This window comes from Marinobacter persicus (genome assembly GCF_002934325.1).
In the GTDB taxonomy this organism is placed as follows: domain Bacteria; phylum Pseudomonadota; class Gammaproteobacteria; order Pseudomonadales; family Oleiphilaceae; genus Marinobacter; species Marinobacter persicus_A.
The window spans coordinates 1-18,871 of the sequence record NZ_PTIV01000015.1 but is presented as its reverse complement, the minus strand read 5'-3'; the positions used below and the strand labels follow the sequence as shown (position 1 = coordinate 18,871).

23 protein-coding genes and 4 pseudogenes are annotated in these 18,871 nt (G+C 60.6%); 10 read left to right on the top strand and 17 right to left on the bottom strand.

Annotated features, from left to right (window positions below):
- The first annotated feature begins 2 nt into the window (after positions 1–2).
- Entirely contained in the window at positions 3–1,124 is a 1,122-nt protein-coding gene (locus BY454_RS09400) for an ABC transporter permease (RefSeq protein WP_091706430.1), read from the top strand.
- 379 nt (positions 1,125–1,503) lie between these two features.
- The gene (locus tag BY454_RS09395) at positions 1,504–1,899 is read left to right on the top strand and encodes an ectoine synthase (protein ID WP_104416280.1); all 396 of its coding nucleotides are present in this window, start codon (positions 1,504–1,506) and stop codon (positions 1,897–1,899) included.
- Positions 1,900–1,903: 4 nt separating this feature from the next.
- Here the strand turns inward: BY454_RS09395 and BY454_RS09390 are convergent.
- The 5 genes and pseudogenes from BY454_RS09390 to slyA all read right to left on the bottom strand — a co-directional run.
- A pseudogene (locus BY454_RS09390) lies at positions 1,904–2,215 on the bottom strand (glycogen/starch synthase); the annotation flags it as partial.
- 59 nt (positions 2,216–2,274) lie between these two features.
- Positions 2,275–2,507, bottom strand: a pseudogene (locus BY454_RS17180) (HNH endonuclease); the annotation flags it as partial.
- 27 nt (positions 2,508–2,534) lie between these two features.
- Positions 2,535–4,166, bottom strand: a complete 1,632-nt coding sequence (locus tag BY454_RS09380) for a DHA2 family efflux MFS transporter permease subunit (protein WP_091706659.1) — start codon at positions 4,164–4,166, stop codon at positions 2,535–2,537.
- The gene (locus BY454_RS09375) at positions 4,159–5,349 is read right to left on the bottom strand and encodes an HlyD family secretion protein (protein ID WP_258075611.1); all 1,191 of its coding nucleotides are present in this window, start codon (positions 5,347–5,349) and stop codon (positions 4,159–4,161) included. The genes BY454_RS09380 and BY454_RS09375 overlap by 8 nt, the downstream gene beginning before the upstream one ends.
- 13 nt (positions 5,350–5,362) lie before the next feature.
- Positions 5,363–5,833 carry a transcriptional regulator SlyA gene (gene slyA, locus BY454_RS09370; RefSeq protein WP_091706665.1) on the bottom strand — a complete coding sequence of 157 codons (471 nt, stop codon included), beginning with the start codon at positions 5,831–5,833 and terminating at the stop codon, positions 5,363–5,365.
- Positions 5,834–5,980: 147 nt separating this feature from the next.
- Here slyA and BY454_RS09365 point away from each other — a divergent pair, with 147 nt between their 5' ends.
- Both BY454_RS09365 and BY454_RS17045 read left to right on the top strand, forming a co-directional pair.
- Positions 5,981–6,415: a universal stress protein gene (locus tag BY454_RS09365; protein WP_104416278.1), complete on the top strand. Its 435-nt coding sequence runs from the start codon at positions 5,981–5,983 to the stop codon at positions 6,413–6,415.
- A 203-nt stretch (positions 6,416–6,618) separates the two neighbouring features.
- Positions 6,619–7,038, top strand: a pseudogene (locus tag BY454_RS17045) (aldo/keto reductase); the annotation flags it as partial.
- A gap of 627 nt (positions 7,039–7,665) precedes the next feature.
- Here the strand turns inward: BY454_RS17045 and BY454_RS16870 are convergent.
- The 6 genes from BY454_RS16870 to BY454_RS17040 all read right to left on the bottom strand — a co-directional run bounded on the left by BY454_RS16870 (position 7,666) and on the right by BY454_RS17040 (position 9,616).
- On the bottom strand, positions 7,666–7,824 hold the full coding sequence (locus BY454_RS16870; protein ID WP_177187098.1) for a hypothetical protein: 159 nt from the start codon (positions 7,822–7,824) through the stop codon (positions 7,666–7,668).
- Between the two features lie 12 nt (positions 7,825–7,836).
- A complete protein-coding gene (locus BY454_RS16950; RefSeq protein WP_218141260.1) occupies positions 7,837–8,082 on the bottom strand; it encodes a hypothetical protein in 246 nt (81 codons plus the stop codon).
- Positions 8,083–8,087: 5 nt separating this feature from the next.
- On the bottom strand, positions 8,088–8,486 hold the full coding sequence (locus tag BY454_RS16945) for a molybdopterin cofactor-binding domain-containing protein (protein WP_218141261.1): 399 nt from the start codon (positions 8,484–8,486) through the stop codon (positions 8,088–8,090).
- The gene (locus tag BY454_RS16940; protein WP_219820623.1) at positions 8,404–8,928 is read right to left on the bottom strand and encodes a molybdopterin cofactor-binding domain-containing protein; all 525 of its coding nucleotides are present in this window, start codon (positions 8,926–8,928) and stop codon (positions 8,404–8,406) included. Before BY454_RS16940 ends, BY454_RS16945 begins: the two co-directional genes overlap by 83 nt.
- 72 nt (positions 8,929–9,000) lie before the next feature.
- The gene (locus BY454_RS16935) at positions 9,001–9,525 is read right to left on the bottom strand and encodes a molybdopterin cofactor-binding domain-containing protein (RefSeq protein ID WP_258075615.1); all 525 of its coding nucleotides are present in this window, start codon (positions 9,523–9,525) and stop codon (positions 9,001–9,003) included.
- A complete protein-coding gene (locus BY454_RS17040; protein WP_258075616.1) occupies positions 9,485–9,616 on the bottom strand; it encodes a hypothetical protein in 132 nt (43 codons plus the stop codon). Before BY454_RS17040 ends, BY454_RS16935 begins: the two co-directional genes overlap by 41 nt.
- Positions 9,617–9,822: 206 nt before the next feature.
- Here BY454_RS17040 and BY454_RS09345 point away from each other — a divergent pair, with 206 nt between their 5' ends.
- A complete protein-coding gene (locus BY454_RS09345; protein ID WP_091706667.1) occupies positions 9,823–10,854 on the top strand; it encodes a zinc-dependent alcohol dehydrogenase family protein in 1,032 nt (343 codons plus the stop codon).
- Between the two features lie 51 nt (positions 10,855–10,905).
- Here BY454_RS09345 and BY454_RS09340 read toward each other — a convergent pair whose 3' ends face one another.
- The 3 genes from BY454_RS09340 to BY454_RS09330 all read right to left on the bottom strand — a co-directional run bounded on the left by BY454_RS09340 (position 10,906) and on the right by BY454_RS09330 (position 12,857).
- A complete protein-coding gene (locus BY454_RS09340; RefSeq protein ID WP_091706669.1) occupies positions 10,906–11,811 on the bottom strand; it encodes an SDR family NAD(P)-dependent oxidoreductase in 906 nt (301 codons plus the stop codon).
- 53 nt (positions 11,812–11,864) lie between these two features.
- A complete protein-coding gene (locus BY454_RS09335; protein ID WP_104416276.1) occupies positions 11,865–12,302 on the bottom strand; it encodes an efflux RND transporter permease subunit in 438 nt (145 codons plus the stop codon).
- Positions 12,303–12,551: 249 nt separating this feature from the next.
- A complete protein-coding gene (locus BY454_RS09330; protein ID WP_181049677.1) occupies positions 12,552–12,857 on the bottom strand; it encodes a hypothetical protein in 306 nt (101 codons plus the stop codon).
- 304 nt (positions 12,858–13,161) lie between these two features.
- Between BY454_RS09330 and BY454_RS09320 the strand changes: the two are divergent.
- Positions 13,162–13,455 (top strand): annotated as a pseudogene (locus BY454_RS09320) (transposase); the annotation flags it as partial.
- Positions 13,456–13,613: 158 nt separating this feature from the next.
- Positions 13,614–14,009, top strand: a complete 396-nt coding sequence (locus tag BY454_RS09315) for an ectoine synthase (protein WP_091703156.1) — start codon at positions 13,614–13,616, stop codon at positions 14,007–14,009.
- A 107-nt stretch (positions 14,010–14,116) separates the two neighbouring features.
- Here the strand turns inward: BY454_RS09315 and BY454_RS09310 are convergent, their stop codons facing one another.
- Positions 14,117–14,731: a TetR/AcrR family transcriptional regulator gene (locus BY454_RS09310; RefSeq protein ID WP_104416275.1), complete on the bottom strand. Its 615-nt coding sequence runs from the start codon at positions 14,729–14,731 to the stop codon at positions 14,117–14,119.
- 260 nt (positions 14,732–14,991) lie between these two features.
- On the opposite strand from BY454_RS09310, the gene BY454_RS09305 reads away from it, so the two are divergent.
- From BY454_RS09305 to BY454_RS09295, 3 genes are read left to right on the top strand one after another with little or no spacing between them, the layout of a single operon-like run.
- The gene (locus tag BY454_RS09305; RefSeq protein ID WP_104416274.1) at positions 14,992–15,477 is read left to right on the top strand and encodes a PaaI family thioesterase; all 486 of its coding nucleotides are present in this window, start codon (positions 14,992–14,994) and stop codon (positions 15,475–15,477) included.
- Positions 15,474–15,965, top strand: a complete 492-nt coding sequence (locus BY454_RS09300) for a PaaI family thioesterase (RefSeq protein ID WP_104416273.1) — start codon at positions 15,474–15,476, stop codon at positions 15,963–15,965. The genes BY454_RS09305 and BY454_RS09300 overlap by 4 nt, the downstream gene beginning before the upstream one ends.
- Positions 15,955–16,857: an alpha/beta fold hydrolase gene (locus tag BY454_RS09295; RefSeq protein WP_091703146.1), complete on the top strand. Its 903-nt coding sequence runs from the start codon at positions 15,955–15,957 to the stop codon at positions 16,855–16,857. Before BY454_RS09300 ends, BY454_RS09295 begins: the two co-directional genes overlap by 11 nt.
- Before the next feature lie 173 nt (positions 16,858–17,030).
- Here BY454_RS09295 and BY454_RS09290 read toward each other — a convergent pair whose 3' ends face one another.
- Positions 17,031–17,798: a MipA/OmpV family protein gene (locus tag BY454_RS09290; protein ID WP_023011700.1), complete on the bottom strand. Its 768-nt coding sequence runs from the start codon at positions 17,796–17,798 to the stop codon at positions 17,031–17,033.
- Positions 17,799–17,875: 77 nt separating this feature from the next.
- The coding region (locus BY454_RS09285; RefSeq protein ID WP_104416272.1) for an aldo/keto reductase at positions 17,876–18,871 on the bottom strand (996 nt) is incomplete at its 5' end.

Sequence of the window (18,871 nt, the reverse complement as noted above, 5' to 3'; positions counted from 1 at the left end):
CCATGCGCCTTGCCAATATTTGCCATCTCGGTGTCAAGGAGCTGCGCAGCCTGGTCCGCGACCCGATCATGCTGGTGCTGATCGTCTACGCCTTCACCGTTTCCGTCTACACGGCGGCCACGGCTATGCCGGAGACCCTCAACAAGGCGCCGATCGCGGTGGTGAACGAGGATCGCTCGCCACTGTCCTGGCGTATCGTCAGCGCCTTTTATCCGCCGTACTTTGTTCTCCCCGAGGTGATCGACCAGGCCGAGATGGACGCCCGCATGGATGCCGGCCTCGACACCTTCGCCCTCGACATCCCGCCCAACTTCCAGCGTGACCTGCTGGCAGGGCAGCGGCCCACGGTCCAGCTCAACGTCGATGCCACTCGCATGAGCCAGGCGTTTACCGGCAGCGGCTATATCCAGGCCATTGTGAGCGATGAGGTACGCACCTTTGTGCAGCGTTATCGTGAAGTTCCGGAGTTGCCGGTCGATCTGGCACTGCGGGTGCGCTTCAATCCCCAGCTCAACAAGTCATGGTTCGGCGCGATCATGCAGGTCATCAATAACGTGACCATGCTCTCCATCGTCCTCACCGGCGCGGCACTGATACGCGAGCGCGAGCACGGCACCGTCGAGCATCTGCTGGTCATGCCGGTCACGCCTTTCGAGATCATGAGCAGCAAGGTATGGGCGATGGCGCTGGTCGTCCTTGCCGCCACCGCCTTCGCACTGACTGCGGTGGTGCAGGGTTGGTTGTCCGTGCCGATCGAAGGCTCGCTCGCGTTGTTCCTGGTCGGGACTGCGCTGCATCTGTTCGCGACCACCTCAATGGGCATCTTCCTCGGCACCGTCGCCCGGTCCATGCCGCAGTTCGCCTTGCTGCTGATGCTGGTGCTGCTGCCGCTGCAGATGCTCTCCGGGGGCTCGACGCCGCGCGAGAGCATGCCGGAGGCCGTCCAGTACATCATGCTCGCGGCGCCCAACACCCACTTTGTAATGCTGGCCCAGGCTATTCTCTACCGTGGCGCGGGCCTCGCCACCGTGTGGCCGCAATTTCTGGCCATCGCCGTTATCGGGAGTACCCTTTTTGGCTTGGCCCTGACCCGCTTCCGGCGAACACTCAGCACCATGGCCTGACGGACCTGACGCATGGCAACGTGGAGTTGCGCCGGGTACACGCCGGTTGAGGTGGTTTCGCCTTCAAAGGTAAACAGGGCCAGCCCGTAGGCTGCCCCTAAAACGGATGAATCAGTTTTGCGTGTAAGGCGCCATATACCTCAGGTGACGTTCATTCGGTGCCATTTCGATGGTCAGGTCTGTGTTGTCCGCCCTGAGTTGCCCTCACGACCACAACCTTCACCAGAGGGGATCTGCTGGAGCTGAAGGACCCGATCCAAAGCGCCCTGGAGGGGTATAACCAGTAGCGGGAGAAAAGGGCCGCTTGACCTATATAGATGCCTAATGTTTATACTGTAAAGGTGTTTCACCCGATTCTGACCAACCATGAGATACGCCCATGAAAATCGTTAAAGTTCAGGACATCATTGGTACCGAGCGCGAAGTCAGCGACAAGCAGTGGACCAGCCGCCGTCTGCTGCTCAAGGAGGACGGAATGGGATTTTCCTTCCACGAAACCATCATCAAGGCAGGCTCCGAGCACACTTTCTGGTACAAGCACCACCTGGAAGCCGTTTACTGCGTTGCCGGTAACGGGCGCCTCAAGGACCTCGCCACGGGTGAAGTTTACGAGATTACCGACGGTACCCTCTACGCCCTGGACAACCACGACAAGCACACCCTGTACGGTGGCACCGAAGACATGCGTCTGATCTGCGCCTTCAACCCGCCGGTGACCGGCCAGGAAGTCCATGACGAGGACGGGGCCTACCTGCCGGACAGCAGCGATAACTGATCCGTCCTGATAGGGCGGCGGCCATCATCGCGCCGACTCTGCCTAACAGCTCAAACCGGTGTGCATTTTCCCACCAGTCTTTTCCCTCTTCGTTCTGGTAGGGGTTGCCCGGCCGCTCGAATAATGGCGGGCAGTCAACCAGCCAGAGCATGACCGCTGTACCCGGAAGCCGTGTCTGCCACCGGCTTACTTTGTATTGCCCGACCCGGAACCGGGATTTTCTCCGGGACCCGGCTTCCCTGGCAGCCTTGATGGCAGCGGGATAACCCGGCAACAGAATGTCGGGTAGGGATGAGCTATTATTGGCCCATCCCCCCTCAGAACCGTACGTGCGAGTTTACCGGCATACGGCTCAAGCCTATTAAAGTCAGAGGTTCATCTGACCGGCGTACTTTCTTTAATGGAACGCATTCTAATGCCGCTCCACTTCAGAGTCACCTTTACACAGCCCCGGCTGTGAACCTGGACATGGCAAATGGGGTGCAGGAGTACCCGATTCTGTAAGGTATCTGGTCCAAGGTATCTGGTCCGCCGTCCACACGCCGAATGACGTGATGGTCGTGCCAACCTGTTTCCTCCGTCACCGGATGCCCGCACAGTGCACAGACCCAAAACATCATGTCTAGACACGTGCGTCACCGACTCTGCTGGAGCGCGTCCTGCGACGATGGCGGGTGACGCATGGCCTCGCTGGCCGGCAGCGCCGGAGGCGTGGACCTCCGGCGCATCATCAGCGCCGGAACAAGGGCGGCCAGGAAGATCGCGCCGACGATAAAGAAGCTGTCCCGGTACCCCAGCATGTTGCCCTGGCTGTAGATCACGCGGCCAAGATAGTTCATCGCCCCGGCCTGGCGTATCGCCTCCGGCACGCCAGCCTGTGCAAACAAGCCGGTTACTTCGTGCAGCATAGCGGTCGTTGCACTGTTGCCTGCATGCTGTGCCGCCGTGAAGCTGTCTACGTAGAGCTGAGATCGCCGCTCCAGAGCGATGGAGAGCAGGTTGACACCAAACGCCCCGCCGAGTTGGCGCACGAAGTTGATTGCGCCGGAGCCCTGACCGAGTAGCGTCATGGGTAGCGCCTTGAGGGCGCCGGCGTTCAGGCTCGGCATAATGAAACCAAGGCCGATACGCCCCAGCATGATCCACCAGGCGAACAGCCAGAACGAGGTATTGGTATCCACGCCGGTCATCAGAAACGATGACACCGCGAAAACCGCGAGCCCGACCATGACCGTGGCATAGGCCGGCGTCTTGTCGGTCAGCCGCCCGGCAATGGGGAAGACCAGGGCCAGAATCAGACCCGCTGGCATCAGCAGTAGGCCCGAGCGCGTCGGCGTGTAGCCCTGAATCGTCTGGACGAACAGCGGAATCAAGAAGGTCGAACCGAAGATGCCTGCTCCGAAAATGAAGGCCACGACGGAGGCGCCCGCATAGACCCGGTTCGTGAAGAGCTTGAGATTGAGCATGGGTGCGGACGTGCGCAGCTCCCAGACGATGAAGCCGATGCCCGCGACCAGGGCGATGGCGAAGTCGCGCAGGATGGGGTCGGAGATCCAGCCGTCACGCTGCCCGTTCGACAACCCGTTGAGCAGGGTCACGAGAAACACCGTCATCAGTCCAAAGCCGATCCAGTCGAATTTGCGCGGCGGACCGGAGGTTGCGCGCCCCGGCATCAAGATCGCGGCCATAAACAGGCCGATGAAGCAGAAGGGCACGGCCATGAAGAAGACATAGCGCCAGCTGAAGCTGTCGACCATGATGCCGCCAAGCGTCGGGCCAAGCGCCGGGGCCAGCACCACGCCGATGCCGTAAATTCCCATGGCCGACCCGCGTTTCTCCGGCGGAAAGACCTGGAAGATCGTCTGCATGGCGAGCGGCTGGAGGATGCCGGCCGCGCCGCCTTGTAAAACACGGGCTAGAATCAGCACCCCTTCGGTGGGGGCGAGCCCACCCATGATGGAGGCGGCGATAAAGATGGTTATCGCCAACATAAAGGTCGCGCGCTGGCCGAGGGTATCGACCATCCAGGCATTGAGCAGCATGGTCCCGGTCATCGCGGCGAGGAAGCCGGTGGAGAGAAGTTGCGCCTTGTCCTGGCCCATGCCGAAAGCGCCCATGATATCCGGCAGGGCTACATTGACGATGGTCGCGGTCAGGATAGTGGCGATCGTGCCCATCATGACCGTCGCTGTGACCAGCCAGCGATAGGACGGGCCGAAACGGGCGAATAGCCCCTCGATACTGTCCGGCCGGGGCGCGCTAGTCACTGACTTTCGCCTCCAGCTCCACCATCATACCCGGCTTGAGTTCGCCGCCGTCCTGCTGCACCGCGATGCGCACTGGCAGGCGCTGGGTGATCTTGGTGAAATTGCCGCTCGGGTTGGGGTTGGGCAGCAGGGCGAACTCGCTGGTGGCGGACTGCCCGACGCGCGTGACCCTGCCCTCAAAGCGCCGCCCCGGCAGGGCATCGACAGTGATCATCACGCTCTTTCCCGGCCGGAAGAAGCGGATGTCGGTCTCCTTGACGTTCGCTTCGACACGCACCCGCTCGGGATCATGCACCATCAGCAGGCGTTGGCCGGGGGTGACATATTCGCCCTTGTCCACAAATACCCGGTCCACCACGCCGTCGAATGGCATGACGATGGTGCGATCTTCCAGGTCGAGTTCGGCCTGGGCTTTTTGTGCACGTAGCCGCTGCTCCTCCGGGCCGAGTTCGGCGAGCTGGGTGCGCAGCACCGTGAGTTCCCCGCGCGCGGCTTCAGCCTCGGCCAGGGCGGCGCGGGCATTTTCCAGGTCCGCCTGGGCGCTCAATGTCTGCTGCTTTGCCGTCTCCAGCGCCGCCCGCGTCTGGTCCAGGCGCGCACGGTTGATGGCACCGCTCGGCGCCAGCTTCTCCGCCCGGTCATTCTCCTGTCTGGCAAGATCGAGTTGCGCTGCCGCTGCTGCCAACCTGGCCTCTGCCGCCCTCACCGCTGCCTGTTTGGCGGTAATGCGGCTCTGTGTCTGACGGTCGGTGAGTGCGATGCGCGCTTCGATCTCCTCGCGGCGGCGGGCAATCCCGGCGAGTTGCGCGTCAAGCGCCTCGACACGGAGACGGCTTTCCCGGTCGTCGATCTGGATCAAAACCCTGCCTCTCTGCGCGGCATCGCCATCGGTCACTTCAAGTACCGTCACCCAACCGGGAACCCGGCTGCTCATGGCAACAATGTCGGCGGCGACACGGGCATCCGTCACAACGACATGGGTGAGCTGCTGATACAGCCACCAGCCGCCACCTCCGAGAACGATCAGCGTCGCCAGGATCGCGCCATACCATCGCCATGGCCGAGGGCGGGCAGGAGGTAAAGCCACCGTTGACTCAGCCTCCCTCTTCTTGTCGGGGGCGGTGCGTAGATCGGTTTCCTGATCGTCGTCCTGGTGTTCCCGGTGGGTCATATGCTGGTTCACGCTCTAGCTCTCATCAGTTTTTGTCCACAGGCTGCATCGCCCTTGGGGTGCCGCCCAGCTTGTCGGCGATCTTCTCGAAGACCTTCAGACAGGTCGCCACCTCGGCATGGGACAGGTCGGATAAGATTTCCGCCCGCACCGCCGCTGTGGTAGCTTCGATCCGTTCCAGAACAGGGGCAGCCTCCGCACGCAGGTGAACCGATTTGGTGCGCCGGTCGGCGGCTTCCGTGCGGCGTTCGATCAGCCCCTCCGCTTCCAGCCGGTCCAGCGCGCGTACCAGGGTCGGCCCCCGCACTCCGACCGCCTCGGCCAATTCACGCTGGGTTGCCGCCTGGGGCAGGCGAGAGAGATGTAACAGGGTCAACCAGCGGGACTCGGTGAGGCCAAAGGTGGCCAGCCGCCGGTCGATTTCGGCGCGCCACAGTCGGGCAACCAGCCCGAGGCGAAGTCCGAACTGTTCCTGATCGTCGAGAGGTTTGGTCATCGCATTGCCTGCATCATTTTGTAGCTGTACTATAATCAATAGATAGCTAAGTATCAAATGGCGAGGGATGTAGCCCCGAAGGCAGCACTGTCTAGAGCAGAGGGCCGGGAAAGGCGTTCCATCCCGATCACAGAAAGGAGCATCACGATGTACAGGACGATCCTCCTAGCCTATGACGGCAGCCGGCAAGGCCGTGAGGCGCTGGATCAGGGGGCCGAGCTGGCTTCGCTTTGCCAGGCTCGTGTCTATCTCCTCGCCGTCGTCGCCCATGAACTGGGTGTCGCGCTCGCTGAAGCGGCGGCCCCCTCAGACCTGCCGGAGCGAGAATATCAGGAAGTGCGCCGCATGCTGACGGAGGGCGCGGAAGCGCTGCGGCGGGCGGGACTTTCCGTCGACACGCGCCTCGCCGCGGGCAACCCCGCCGAGGAGATCGGCCGAATGGCGCACGAGGTCGGCGCGGATCTGGTCGTGGTCGGTCACCGTGAACAGAGCGCGCTGGCCCGGTGGTGGCACGGCTCCGTCGGCGCTTCGCTGCTCGCCCACGCGCCATGCAGCCTGCTGGTGGCCGTCGCGGACCGGTAGTTGTCAAGGAATATGTCGCAGGGTCTTCATCAAGGTCTTCGCCGGCTAGGCCGAGGAGAAAGCCCTTGAAAGCGAGGCCGCCACGGGGGTTAGAATGACATCATGACTGGCGAAAATCGCTGGCTGATAACCGTACCCCGCCACAGGAACGTCTCTGGCCAGGTTGTCATTGTACGCAACACACAAAGGAAAAGGAGACACAGATGCAGACGCGCAAGCTCGGTTCGCAGGGGCTCGAGGTTTCTGCCCTCGGCCTAGGCTGCATGGGAATGTCGGAATTCTATAGCGGTCGCGACGAGGCCGAGGCGGTCGCGACCATCCACCGCGCGCTTGATCTTGGCGTCACATTCCTCGATACCGCCGACATGTATGGCCCATTCACCAACGAAGTTCTGGTCGGCAAGGCAATCGCCGACCGCCGCGACAAGGTCGTGCTGGCGACCAAGTTCGGGAACGTCCGCGGCAAGAACGGCGAATTTCTCGGCATTCGCGGCGACGCGGAATATGTGCGCCAGGCTTGCGATGCATCGCTGAAGCGGCTCGGGGTGGACCATATCGACCTCTATTACCAGCACCGGGTGGACCCGAACACGCCGATCGAGGAAACGGTGGGCGCCATGGCGCGTGACCGCTTCGGGCGGCTCGACATGCTTGTGAACAACGCCGGTCGCGGACGCATCGTCAATATCACGATGAATCACGCCACCATGCGGCGGCGCGACGGCGACAGGCATGATCCCGGACGGTCTCCCGCAAGAGGCGCGAACCGGCTTGCTCGATCCCGCGGTCATTGTCCCGCCGCTTCTCTGGCTTGCCTCGGACGCGTCGGACGGGGTGACGGGACGACGCCTCGACGCCTCCCGATGGAGGGAAGAGCTATCGGGAGCCGAGGCCGCCAGGGCGGCAATGGATGACGCCGGCTGGGCCATCGCCTGACGACGTGGCTCGGGGAAGCGGACGATGCGCGGACTCGATCTCTTGTTTTGTGGTCTCGAGGCGGATCTTGCTGAGGCGGAACTCGGGGTTAAGCGAGCTCCTGCCTTGCTGGATGTGGAGGCGCGCAAACTGGGAAGCCAGTCCACGCTGGTCGAGACAGCGACCGGCGTGGGCTATCGGCTACGACCGTCGGCGTGCCACTGACTTTTCAGAGGCCTGCCGATCAGACTTCCGGGCACTCCGCCCCGGTCTCGATCCAGGCCTGCTCGGGCGGAGCGAGTCGCCAGACTGCGTGGCCGGGTATGGAGCCTTCGCTACCCGTAAAGGTGACTGATGGACTGGAACGCCTCCGGCGAGCTGAGGGTTTCGTTACTGATGCCGTTCTCGTTCGCGGCGTTGGCCGCGCCCAGGGTCAAAAATGCCATGGCCGCAACAAGGCCGGCACCTGCCAGTGAATATACTGCGTGTTGCATGGTGTCAGCTCCTCAGACGTTGATGGGGACAAGAGGCAGACGATAAACGCTCCTGCCGGTCAGGCGTCGCCAGGCGTTTGCAATTGCCGGCCCGGAGGGCGGCGTGCCCGGCTCACCAACGCCGGTGGGCGCTTCCGTGGACTGGATGACCGACACCTCGACGTCCGGCATTTCGTTGATGCGCAGGGATCGGTAGCGGTCAAAGTTGGACTGTTCCACGTAGCCGCCTTCGCTCAGGGTGATGGCATCGTAAAGCACCGCGCCTATACCAAAGCCAATCCCCCTTCCATCTGCGCGGCGATCACATCCGGGTTGACCGCAACGCCACAGTCCACGGCGCACCACACCTTGTGAACCCTGGGTTCGCCGTTACCGTTATCGGAGACTTCTGCGATCTGGGCGACAAAGGAGCCGAAGCTCTTGTGCAGGGCAACGCCGCGCTGGCGCCCGGAAGAAACTGGTCCGGCGGAATCAGCCATTTTCGCGACTTTTTCAAGGACGCCGCGGTGACGCGGATGCTTGTCGCCAAGCAGCGCAAGGCGCCCCTCGACGGGGTCCTTGCCGGCTTTTTCCAGAAGCTCATCGAGAAAGGTTTCGTTGGCGTAAGCGTTGTGGGTGTGCTCTACCGAGCGCCACCAGAGCGCACTGACACCGTTTTCCATAAGGTGCTGGCCAACCCGCAGGTTGGCAATGCCAGCCGATGATATTGCCATCCTTGAACTGCATGACGGCATCCAGGGTTTCCATGGGAGCATGGGCAAGGAACGGAAAAAAATACTCTGCCTCAATCACCGTATCTGCTTTCGCCAGGGCTTTCTCTACATCGCCGTCGTTCCTGGCATTGAGACCGGGTTTTTGTGCGGCCTTACTGTAATCCTGCTCCATCTGCCGGGTGGAGCGGATTTCGGCCTTGCTGGCATTCCAGGTCACTTCCAGGGCCTTGCGGCCCTTAAGGGCCGCGTAGGTGTTGTTGGCGTAGATGGCGACACCCGCCGGCACAGTCTTGACGTCAATGACGCCTTTGATCTTGCGTGCCTTACTGTCATCCACCGAGGCAACGGTGGCACCGAACCGCGGCGGGTGCAGGATGGTGGCGATGACCATGTTCTCAGGATACAGATCCAGGGTGAAAATCTGCGTGCCGTTGGTCTTGTCCAGGGTGTCCAGCTTGCGGACCTAGGTGCCGATCAGGTTGAACTGGTCCGGGCTTTTCAGCTTGGGGTCGGCCGGAGCTTCCAGTTTGGCGGCTTCGCCGGCCAGGTCGCCGAAGCTGAGGCTTTTTCCGCTGGCGGCGTGGCTGACGGTGCCCTTGCTGACAGTAATTTCGTCAGCATTCACACGCCAGCGATTGGCGGCGGCCTGAACCAGCATGGCGCGCGCTGCGGCGCCGGCTTTGCGCATCTGTTCGTAGGAGTTGGCCATGGCGGTGGAGCCGCCGGTGCCCTGAAGGCCAAACAGGTGATTGACGTATTTCTCGGTATCCGCCGGAGCAAGCTCTGCCCGCATCTGCCCCCAGTCAGCGTCCAGCTCTTCAGCCACCAGAGTGGAAAGGCCGGTGGCCGGACCCTGGCCGAACTCAATGTGCTTGATCATGACTGTCACGGTATTGTCAGGTGCCACCCGGACAAATGCATTGAGGGCAAAAGCCGCCGCATCGCCTTCAGCCGATGCGGCAGCCCCGGCCGCTGATGTCCTGCAGATCCATCTCGGGCATGTCCAGTGTGGTTGGCAGCCCCTCCCCGGAAGCATCGGCAGCCTCCTTTGCAGGCGGTAATAAACAGAGTGCTTTCAAGCTGAACCGCCGTGTAGTGGTGGTAGCCGTAAAGCGAGAACCCCATAAGAACAAGAGGTGTGGCAACAGCCGCCAGATGGCCATACAGCGGATTTGACAATAACCGCCTGTATTGATATGAGTCAGTAACGCTCAGCGCAGTCCGTGCAAGGCTAAAGTTGCCATACATGGTATCGGTGGCCTTGCACTTTTAAGGAGAAAGCATCATGAAAGCACTGGTTTTTCACGGACCGGGAAAGCGCAGCTGGGAAGACAAGCCACAGCCTGCCATTGAGAAGCCCACAGACGCGGTAGTTCGCATCACTCATACCACCATCTGTGGTACCGACCTTCACATTCTGAAAGGTGATGTACCAGCCGTCACAGAAGGCCGTACTCTCGGCCACGAAGGTGTCGGAGTGGTCGAAGAAGTTGGTGACGGCGTGAGCAACATCAGGGTTGGCGACAAGGTGCTGATCTCCTGCGTCACCTCTTGCGGTCGTTGCGACTACTGCAAGCGCGGCATCTACGCCCATTGCCGGGACGGCGGCTGGATCCTTGGTCATTTAATCGATGGCACCCAGGCCGAGTATGTACGCATCCCCCATGCAGACAACAGTCTGTATACACTACCATCCGGAATGGATCCCGCTGCAGCGGTGATGCTCAGTGATATTCTGCCCACAGGGCATGAGATCGGCACCCTGAATGGTGAAGTAAAACTCGGAGACACGGTGGCCATCGTCGGCGCGGGCCCTATCGGGCTTGCCGCAGTGATGACCTCCCGCTTCTACTCCCCTGCACGGATCATCATGATCGATCCCGATGAGAACCGCCTGGCAATGGCCAGGATGCTGGGTGCCACAGACACCATCGCCAGAGACCCGATCGAAACCATCAAAGAACTGACCAATGGCGAGGGTGTAGACGTGGCCATGGAGGCGGTCGGCATCCCCGAGACCTTCGATATCTGCCAGAGCATTATCCGCGCCGGAGGCAACATCGCGAACATCGGTGTACACGGCAAGAGCGTTGAATTCCGGCTTCAGGACCTGTGGATCAAGAACATCACGGTGCGTACCGGCCTGGTGAGCACCAACACCATCCCTGTGCTGATGAAAGTGGTCGAGAGTGGTGATGTGAAGCCGAAGGAGCTGGTGACTCACCAACTCAGGCTTGACGAGATCGAAAAAGCCTACGACATCTTCGGCCAGGCGGCGAAGGAAAAGGCGATCAAGATGCTACTGACCGCCGAATGACGGCTTAAAGCATCGGGCAGAGCAGGAGGGGGAGCTGGCTCCCCCATCCTCTCACGCCTTGGTCCGCAGGCGGTTCACCAACAGATCATCCCTGAGGATCTCGTCCCGGCGCGAGCTCAGCTCCTCAACATCCCAGTTCGCGCTGAGATAGCGGCCTTTGGCCCAGTCCGCCTTGCCCGAGGCCAGCCAGACGATAAAGCCGGCTGCCAGGTCGGGGCTGTCGGTCAGATAGGCGTGCATTTGCTCGGGCATGTTCTGCCCCAGCGCGGTGGCCACACCGCCCGGATGGATGGCAAAACACTTGATGCCGTCTTCGCCATGGTCCACGTTGACGAACTCGCACAAGCGATTGATCGCGTGCTTGGAGGTCTGGTAATCGGATGCCGTCGGGGTCAGCATCTGCGCACCCACCGACGACAGCAGGATCAGATGACCGCCGCTTGATCCGTCGGTGGCCCGCCTTTTCGCCGACTCGATGAGATGCGGCATGCAGAAGCGGATCACGTGATAGGCCCCCTTCACGTTCACTTCCCAGTTGTGCCACCAGCTTTGTGGATCGGATTCGCCGATTTTGGCCCAGTGGTCGAGATAGCCGGCATTCGCATCGGCCACGTCGATGCCCCCGAATCTTGCCACGCAGTCGGCAACGGCGGCTTCGACCTGGGCTGCGCTGGTGACGTCGCAGGCCGACCATGCGCATTGCGTGTTCGGGTTGGCCTTTTGGATCAGCTCGCCTGCCTCTTTAAGCTGCTCTTCTGATCGTGCCGTGATGTAAACCGCCTTGGCACCTGCCTCGGCGAAGGCGACAGCGGTGGCGCGGCCGATTCCCCGTGATGCGCCGGTGATGAAGACGACCTTGCCCGTGGCGCTGTCTTTCAGCGCCGTGCGCGGGTCGATGGCGTCATAGCGGTCGTGATGTTCGGTCAGGGGAAGGAATTGGGTCTCAAGTGATGACATCAGTGTCTCCTGTTTAGGGCGCTGGACAGGGATTATGAGCCATTCATACGACCTCAATCCAGAACACTGGCGCTGCGCTGACTTTCCCGGGTAAGCAGGAGATACAGGCACGGCACGATCATGAGAGAGAGGAGCGTCGAGGCGACCAGGCCGAAAATGATGGCGTAGCACAGCGGCGCATACATGGGGCTGCCAATGGCGAGCGGCAACAGACCCGCCACGGTGGTGATCGATGTGGTGAGGATGGGGCGCAGACGCGTCGCCCCACACTGGGCTTCAACGACACCGGCGCGGGCGCTTGCCAACTCTGCCTGAGGGCGATCCTGCTGCTGATACGCAATCGTCTGCCCCTGGCGGATGGAATCCCCTTCCTTGAGCTCAGCGTCGACATAGGCAATGCGACCGGCACTTTCGAAACTCAGAAACTCCCGCTCTATCGCACGGGCGGTGCCCTCCGCGAAGAGCCAAGTCTGAAGCGAACCAGGTGCCACTTCCGCCGTGCGGACGCTAGTGTCCCGTCTGGTTAATTCGCTGATCTACTGCGTAGCTCTGGGATTTCTGGCCAAGGCGCCAGTGTGCAGGTGTGGTGGTTCCACATCAAGCGCTGGCAACACCGGCCAGGAATCCCAGAGCTACGCCCTTCGGGAGCCACTGAGAGCGTTGATAGCTGCGTTGCGCTAATTCGATATGGAACCACCATACCTTCATTAGCACGCCTTGCTCTCAACGCTCTCAGTGGCTCAGTAGGTCAGCGAATTAACCAGACGGGACACTAGTAACAGAGTGCCGGTGGTGTCGCCCTGCCAGATATAATACTGGACATCGAGGGTGCGCTCGGCAACCTGCGCCAGCAGTGCCCGGGCGGCAAAGGCATCGAGCGGATTCTGTAGCGGATAGATACCGCTCTTGCCGGGATGCTCTTCCACCCGCGGCGCAATCGCCCGGCCAAGCGGGGTGGCCCTGGCCTCCTCATCGCCCAGCGCGCTGGAAACGCTACGGCCGTCCAGAGCCGGCAGGGTGGTGCACCCCGTCAACAAGCCAAACAAGCAGCACAGCAGAGAGAACCGGATCCTCCCGCCGTGCCTTATGCGCCACTCTTTCATCGGGTTCTCGCAACCGAGCGAGATGTCTAAGGATACACTGATCAATTCCGCTTGAAACCATGCTTTGGTAAAAGCGAATCATAGCCGCATCGACCAGAAATGACCATGAAGCAGACGAGTTTCGCCCAGGTTGGGTTTGCCGCCAAGAAAAAGACAACCCGAGGCGAGCCATTTCTGACCGAGATGGAACAGGTGGTGCCCCCGATTCCCCTCAAGCGCATGCTGCGGATGCACTGGCCTGACGGGCACGACCGCCAATGTCGCGGATATCACCGAGTTCGAACACCTGTTGCACGGTGATGAAATTGAGGCTTACGCGGACGCAGGCTATACCGGCATGGCCAAGCGCCCCGAGTTTCAGGACTCAGAAGTCACCTGGTATGTAGCCGAAAAGCGCGGCAAGCTGTTGAAGATGCCAGAAGCCCCGCGCAAAACACTGGTCGCCCGCCGCGAGCAAGTCAAAGCCCAGATTCGTGCCAAGGTGGAACATCCGTTCCATGTCGTGAAGAATCTTTTCCGCCATCGCAAGGTGCGCCATCGAGCGCCACGGAGCAGCTGCAGGGCCCGATCCAAAGCGCCCCGGAGGGGTGGTATAACCAGTGGCGGGAGGAAAGGGCCGCTTGAACTATATAGATGCCTAATGTTTATACTGTAAAGGTGTTTCACCCGATTCTGACCAACCAACCATGAGATACGCCCATGAAAATCGTTAAAGTTCAGGACATCATTGGTACCGAGCGTGAAGTCAGCGACAAGCAGTGGACCAGCCGCCGCCTGCTGCTCAAGAAGGACGGAATGGGATTTTCCTTCCACGAAACCATCATCAAGGCAGGCTCCGAGCACACTTTCTGGTACAAGCACCACCTGGAAGCCGTTTACTGCGTTGCCGGTAACGGGCGCATCAAGGACCTCGCCACGGGTGAAGTTCACGAGATTACCGACGGTACCCTCTACGCCCTGGACAACCACGACAAGCACACCCTGTACGGTGGCACCGAGGACATGCGCCTGATCTGCGCCTTCAACCCGCCGGTGACCGGCCAGGAAGTTCATGACGAGGACGGCGCCTACCTGCCGGACAGCAGCGATAACTGATCCGCCCTGATAGACGGCGGCTGATCTGACCGCTGGCACACCGCCAGCGCGACTGCTGGCGGTAGCGCTGTTGCTTTGGCTGGTACGTCCATGCCGGAGAATCCCGATTATGCCTGGACACCTTTATTGATCACACCGTCCATAGCGATCTGCCAGATCAAATCACCAATGGCGTCGAGTGACTGTGCCCCGTTCGGGTCGAACCAGGTTGCAACCCAGTTGAGCGCCCCAAGGCCGATCAAGCGAAGCAAACGGCCGTCAACATTCTTCCGGACCACGCCCTGCGCAATCATTGTTTCGAGGATACCGGCCCACAGGGACTCGTACTGGTCACGCAGTTCGATGATTTCCTCGCGAGCCTCCGGGCCCAGCGCCCGCCATTCAAACAACAGCACGTAAACCGCATCCGAATCTAACAACAGGGCTCGCAGATGTGCGTTGATACAAAGACGCAAACGCTCAACCGGGTCGTCCGAGCTGGCGTAAGCCGACTCGACCTCTGCGGTCACCAGGTCGACTCCCCGACGCATCAGCTCGACAAGCAGCGCTTCCTTGCTGTTGTAACGATAATACAGACTTCCAGGCAGCATATTGCAGGCCTCGGCAATCTCTTTGAGCGACGTCCTTTCAAACCCTTTCTCCCGAAAAAGCCGGGCTGCATTAGACAAAACGTCGCCCTGGTCGCCCGGTTTGCCTGCGGAAGTAATCTGTCTGTTAACCATCGCTTAAGTATCTCCTCAGCAAGCCCATTTATTATTCATCAGAGCGGTCGCCACCAGACTTGCTGCACTGATCGTACGCCATGACCCAGGCGGCGTGCCATTGGTCCGCAAACATAGCCTTGACTTTTGGTTGGTTACCCAACCAAAATCCAGCAACAATACTATTCGGAAGACAATGACATGGCAATGATCGATGAAAATCAGTGGTTTCCCATCACCTCCGCCCCGGTACGAAAGGCATGCCAGGCTGGGCAGATCTGATGACCAAGCCGAACAGAGCTCAGCACAGTAACGCTGTGGCGACGGCGTGGCAGTTCACCGAGCAGGTTCCCCACGGCAGGGAGCTGGGTATGCAGGTTGTCTCGGTAGACCAGGGCCAGGTCTGTATGCGTCTGACGCCACAGTCATGGATGTTCTCCCAGGAGGATACGAAAGAAATCTGCACCAGCGTACTTTACTCGCTGGCAGACTCCGCCGGAGGCCTGGCGGTATTCGCGGGGGCCCTTGAGTTGATGCCCATTGCCACGCTGGATCTGCGCATGGATTATCTGCGCCCTGCCAGCGGCGACCAGGCCCTGTTAGCGGTGGCTACCTGTCGACATTTAACGGACGAGGTCGCGTTTATTCATTGTGACATCCTTAGCGAGGGCAATCGTGAGTTGCTGGCGACAGCAAACGCCACTTTCATGCGTAACACCCAGGGCCAGCAATTCCATGCCGGTGGACGGGGAAAGGAGAGCGCATGAGCACGACTGGCGATTCGGCACAACCCATCTCAGGCGCTGGGGAAAGTGGGAAAGAATGTCCTGACTGGCAGGCTCTGCTGGAGCGTATTCCCTACGCACGGCACCTCGGGCTTGAGGTTCAGCGCGGTGATGCAGGTGTATTGGTTCATTTGCCGTGTCGTGAAGCACTGATTGGCAACTTCATGCTACCTGCCCTCCATGGCGGTGTGCTTGGGGCCCTGATCGAACTCACCGCGCGGGTGGCTGCGCAAAGCCAGGATACGGAGACACGTTGCCCGCGCATTCTCGACAGCCACATCAATTACCTCCGCTCCGCTAAAGCCCGATCGACGTTCGCCAGGGCCGACATTGTCCGGCAAGGCAGGCGGACCAGCCTGGTCCAGGTGACCTGCTGGCAAGGCGATGAGAACAAACCGATCGCCACTGGTCAGGTTCAGTTATTGCTCCCGACAATGGCGGCCCAACAAGAAGACCGACATGGGCATTAAGCACAACACACCTGAACGCGACGAATTCCGGGCGACGGATGGCGCCGATATCGCACTGTGGCGCTGGCCGCAATCCAAAGCGCGCCCCACGCTGCACTGGGCACATGCCACGGGTTTCCATGGCCGCCTGTATCGCCCTCTCCTTGACGAGCTTGCCACGGACGTCAATGTCCTGGCCTGGGACATGCGGGGGCATGGGGCCAGCGCCGGTGCGGCGAACGTTTCGACATTCCGGGGCTGGGAAACCTACTATCGCGATATGACGGCTCTGCTGGATAGCCAGGACGAGCCGGTCTGGCTTGCCGGCCATTCCATCGGTGCCACCACCAGCATCATGGCCGCTGCCCGGCGGCCTGACAAAGTGCTGGGTCTGATTCTGGCGGAACCGGTGATCATGGATCCGGTGCAGGGCCTTAAGTTGTGGGGGGCCAAGCTGCTGCGTCAGTCACATCGGTTGTCACTGGCCGCCGGAGCGGCACGTCGGCGCAGGGTATTCGACTCGCACGCTGCTGCGCTGGACAACTATCGTGGCCGCGGTGGTTTCAAAACCTGGCCCGAAGCATGGCTGGAAGCCTACGTCCAGCACGCCTTCGTGCCGCAGGGTGACCAAGTTCAATTGGCGTGTAGCCCAGAGTGGGAAAGTACGACGTTTGCCCATACCGAACACAACCCGTGGCCGGGTATTCGTCAGTTGCGGTGCCCGGTTATCGCGTTGGCTGCGGAACACGGGTCAACCTTCTCGCCGGCGGCGCAAAAACGCCTGCAGACCCTGCTGCCTTCGGCTGACGTGAGGGTGGTTGCAGGTACAACCCATTTTCTGCCCATGGAGCAGAACAACACCGTTCGCGATGCCATCCTGCAGCTTGCTTTGTCTGGATGGCGCGGGAACTGATAACCACACCTGGATTTTGCCGATCGGGACACCTGCATGTGCTGTGCGCTTGACACCCTTTATCTTGCTGCTCACGCAATCGGGTTCAGCCGCCCCCTGCAACACAGCACTGGCCAGGCGCGACCTTGATCTGGTGGCGACCATGACAGGGCAGGATAAGGACCCGGAGACAGTCAGAATCGGTAACTCATAAAAACACCGGTGTAGGCTTGGGTAGCCTCCCCGATATCACTGACAATCGGGCTATCCTCTGCATCGCCGGTTAATTGTGACACCCCAGCGGTCGCGGTGACCGACCATTGCGCAGACAACGAATAGGTTAAACTGCCTGTCAGGCCATACCGGGCATAGCCATCAGGGCTATAGGAGGCCAAGCCGGAGCGGGCACTTTCCGTATCGGAAATACCAAACATATCGTCCGTCCAGTCATCACTGCTATAGGTCAGGTTTGGACCCAGGGAGGCAGACCATTGATCGCTGAGCTGGTTCCGCCATCGCGCCTTAAGCACCACCTGATAGCCATCGACATCGCCGGTGAAGGGAGACTGGACAGCTGCGCTGTACGACCATGCGTCGTGAGTGTAAGCAACGCGCAAGCCGGCGATCGCGCCGCCATCAATCTTGTCCAGGCGTTCGAGATCCTCATCATTATCGCGCCCCGGAGTGTATCCAATAAAGGGCGACAGCTTCCAGTTGCCGTGGCGAATCAGGTTCCAGCCAAGACCATCGCGAATGTTAAAGTAGAAACGGTCACCATAGCTCACATTGATCGTCGGCCAGACCCTGGTTTCATAATCGTCGCTGCCAAGGTAGTCCGGAGCATAGAGCACACCGGCTCCCAGGCTGGCATCCCACTGCGTGTTTGCCAGGCTCGGGGTTGAAACGACCAACAGAGTCGTGGAAGCGGCCAGTAGCCACCGACGTTCTGGTTTCGACAACATAAACGGATTCTCCAGTTGAATAGCTTCGCTGCGCCGCCGGGGCGCAGCACGCTGTGACGATTGGGTTGGTTTCGGAATCAGGACTCGGTAGAGTCTCGGTACCCGGCCATCATTTTCATCATCCAGCCTGGGTACTCCTCCGGTATACGGCTCACCTCGTCGAGCGCATTAAGTTCTTCGCCAGACAACCGGATCTGCGCTGCCTGGATATTGGCTTTCAGCTGCTCCGGCCGCTTGGCGCCAACGATAATGCTGCTCACGACGTTTTGGTGCAACAGCCACGCCAGGGCGATCTGTGCCACGGTAACCGGCTCGCCGTCCATCTGCTTTCCGTCGGCAATCTCCCGCATCACCTTGATGACTTTGCTGCCCCGCTCACGGTCGACGGGCGGAAAGTCAAACTTGGCACGCCGGTTTTCCTCGGACACGTCCGGCCCCTCATATTTACCGGACAGATAACCGCCTGCCAGGGGGCTCCACACCATCAGCCCGACGTTTTCAGATTCCAGCATCGGAATAATATCCCGCTCCAGGTCGCGACCCACGAGGGTATAGTGGGCCTGCAGGGATATGATCGGGCACAGGTTGCGGGCCTGGCTGATGCCGATGGCTTTCATCACCTGCCAGGCGGCCCAGTTGGACAGACCCACATAACGCACATGGCCTTGTTGCACCAGGGTGTTCAGTGCCTCCAGGGTTTCCTCGATCGGCGTAGCCGGGTCAAACCCGTGGATCTGGTACAGGTCGATATAATCCGTTTGCAGGCGCCCCAGGCTCGCCTTACATTCGCTCATGATGTGGCCGCGGGAAGCACCACGGGCATTGGGGCCCTCGCCCATCGGGCCGAGCACCTTGGTGGCCAGCACGACATCTTCCCGGCGAACGCCCAGGTTCTTCAGGGACTGGCCAACAATGCGCTCACTGGCGCCGAAACCATAGATGTTGGCGGTATCGATAAAGTTGATTCCCGCCTCCAGAGCGATCTTCACCAGTTCGTCGGCCTGTTCCTGCTGCAACTGGCCGATCAGCCCCCAGATGTCCTCATCGCCGCCGAAGGTCATGGTGCCCAGGCA

Excerpts from the sequence above, each read along its gene's own strand:
- BY454_RS09305 (WP_104416274.1), top strand. The coding sequence starts at position 14,992 with ATGACCAAGCCGAACAGAGCTCAGCACAGTAACGCTGTGGCGACGGCG.
- slyA (WP_091706665.1), bottom strand. The coding sequence starts at position 5,833 with ATGACCAAACCTCTCGACGATCAGGAACAGTTCGGACTTCGCCTCGGG.
- BY454_RS09395 (WP_104416280.1), top strand. The coding sequence starts at position 1,504 with ATGAAAATCGTTAAAGTTCAGGACATCATTGGTACCGAGCGCGAAGTC.
- BY454_RS16870 (WP_177187098.1), bottom strand. The coding sequence starts at position 7,824 with ATGCAACACGCAGTATATTCACTGGCAGGTGCCGGCCTTGTTGCGGCC.
- BY454_RS09400 (WP_091706430.1), top strand. The coding sequence starts at position 3 with ATGCGCCTTGCCAATATTTGCCATCTCGGTGTCAAGGAGCTGCGCAGC.
- BY454_RS09345 (WP_091706667.1), top strand. The coding sequence starts at position 9,823 with ATGAAAGCACTGGTTTTTCACGGACCGGGAAAGCGCAGCTGGGAAGAC.
- BY454_RS09300 (WP_104416273.1), top strand. The coding sequence starts at position 15,474 with ATGAGCACGACTGGCGATTCGGCACAACCCATCTCAGGCGCTGGGGAA.
- BY454_RS09295 (WP_091703146.1), top strand. The coding sequence starts at position 15,955 with ATGGGCATTAAGCACAACACACCTGAACGCGACGAATTCCGGGCGACG.
- BY454_RS09290 (WP_023011700.1), bottom strand. The coding sequence starts at position 17,798 with ATGTTGTCGAAACCAGAACGTCGGTGGCTACTGGCCGCTTCCACGACT.
- BY454_RS09365 (WP_104416278.1), top strand. The coding sequence starts at position 5,981 with ATGTACAGGACGATCCTCCTAGCCTATGACGGCAGCCGGCAAGGCCGT.
- BY454_RS09310 (WP_104416275.1), bottom strand. The coding sequence starts at position 14,731 with ATGGTTAACAGACAGATTACTTCCGCAGGCAAACCGGGCGACCAGGGC.
- BY454_RS16940 (WP_219820623.1), bottom strand. The coding sequence starts at position 8,928 with ATGGTCATCGCCACCATCCTGCACCCGCCGCGGTTCGGTGCCACCGTT.
- BY454_RS09340 (WP_091706669.1), bottom strand. The coding sequence starts at position 11,811 with ATGTCATCACTTGAGACCCAATTCCTTCCCCTGACCGAACATCACGAC.
- BY454_RS09315 (WP_091703156.1), top strand. The coding sequence starts at position 13,614 with ATGAAAATCGTTAAAGTTCAGGACATCATTGGTACCGAGCGTGAAGTC.
- BY454_RS16945 (WP_218141261.1), bottom strand. The coding sequence starts at position 8,486 with ATGGAAAACGGTGTCAGTGCGCTCTGGTGGCGCTCGGTAGAGCACACC.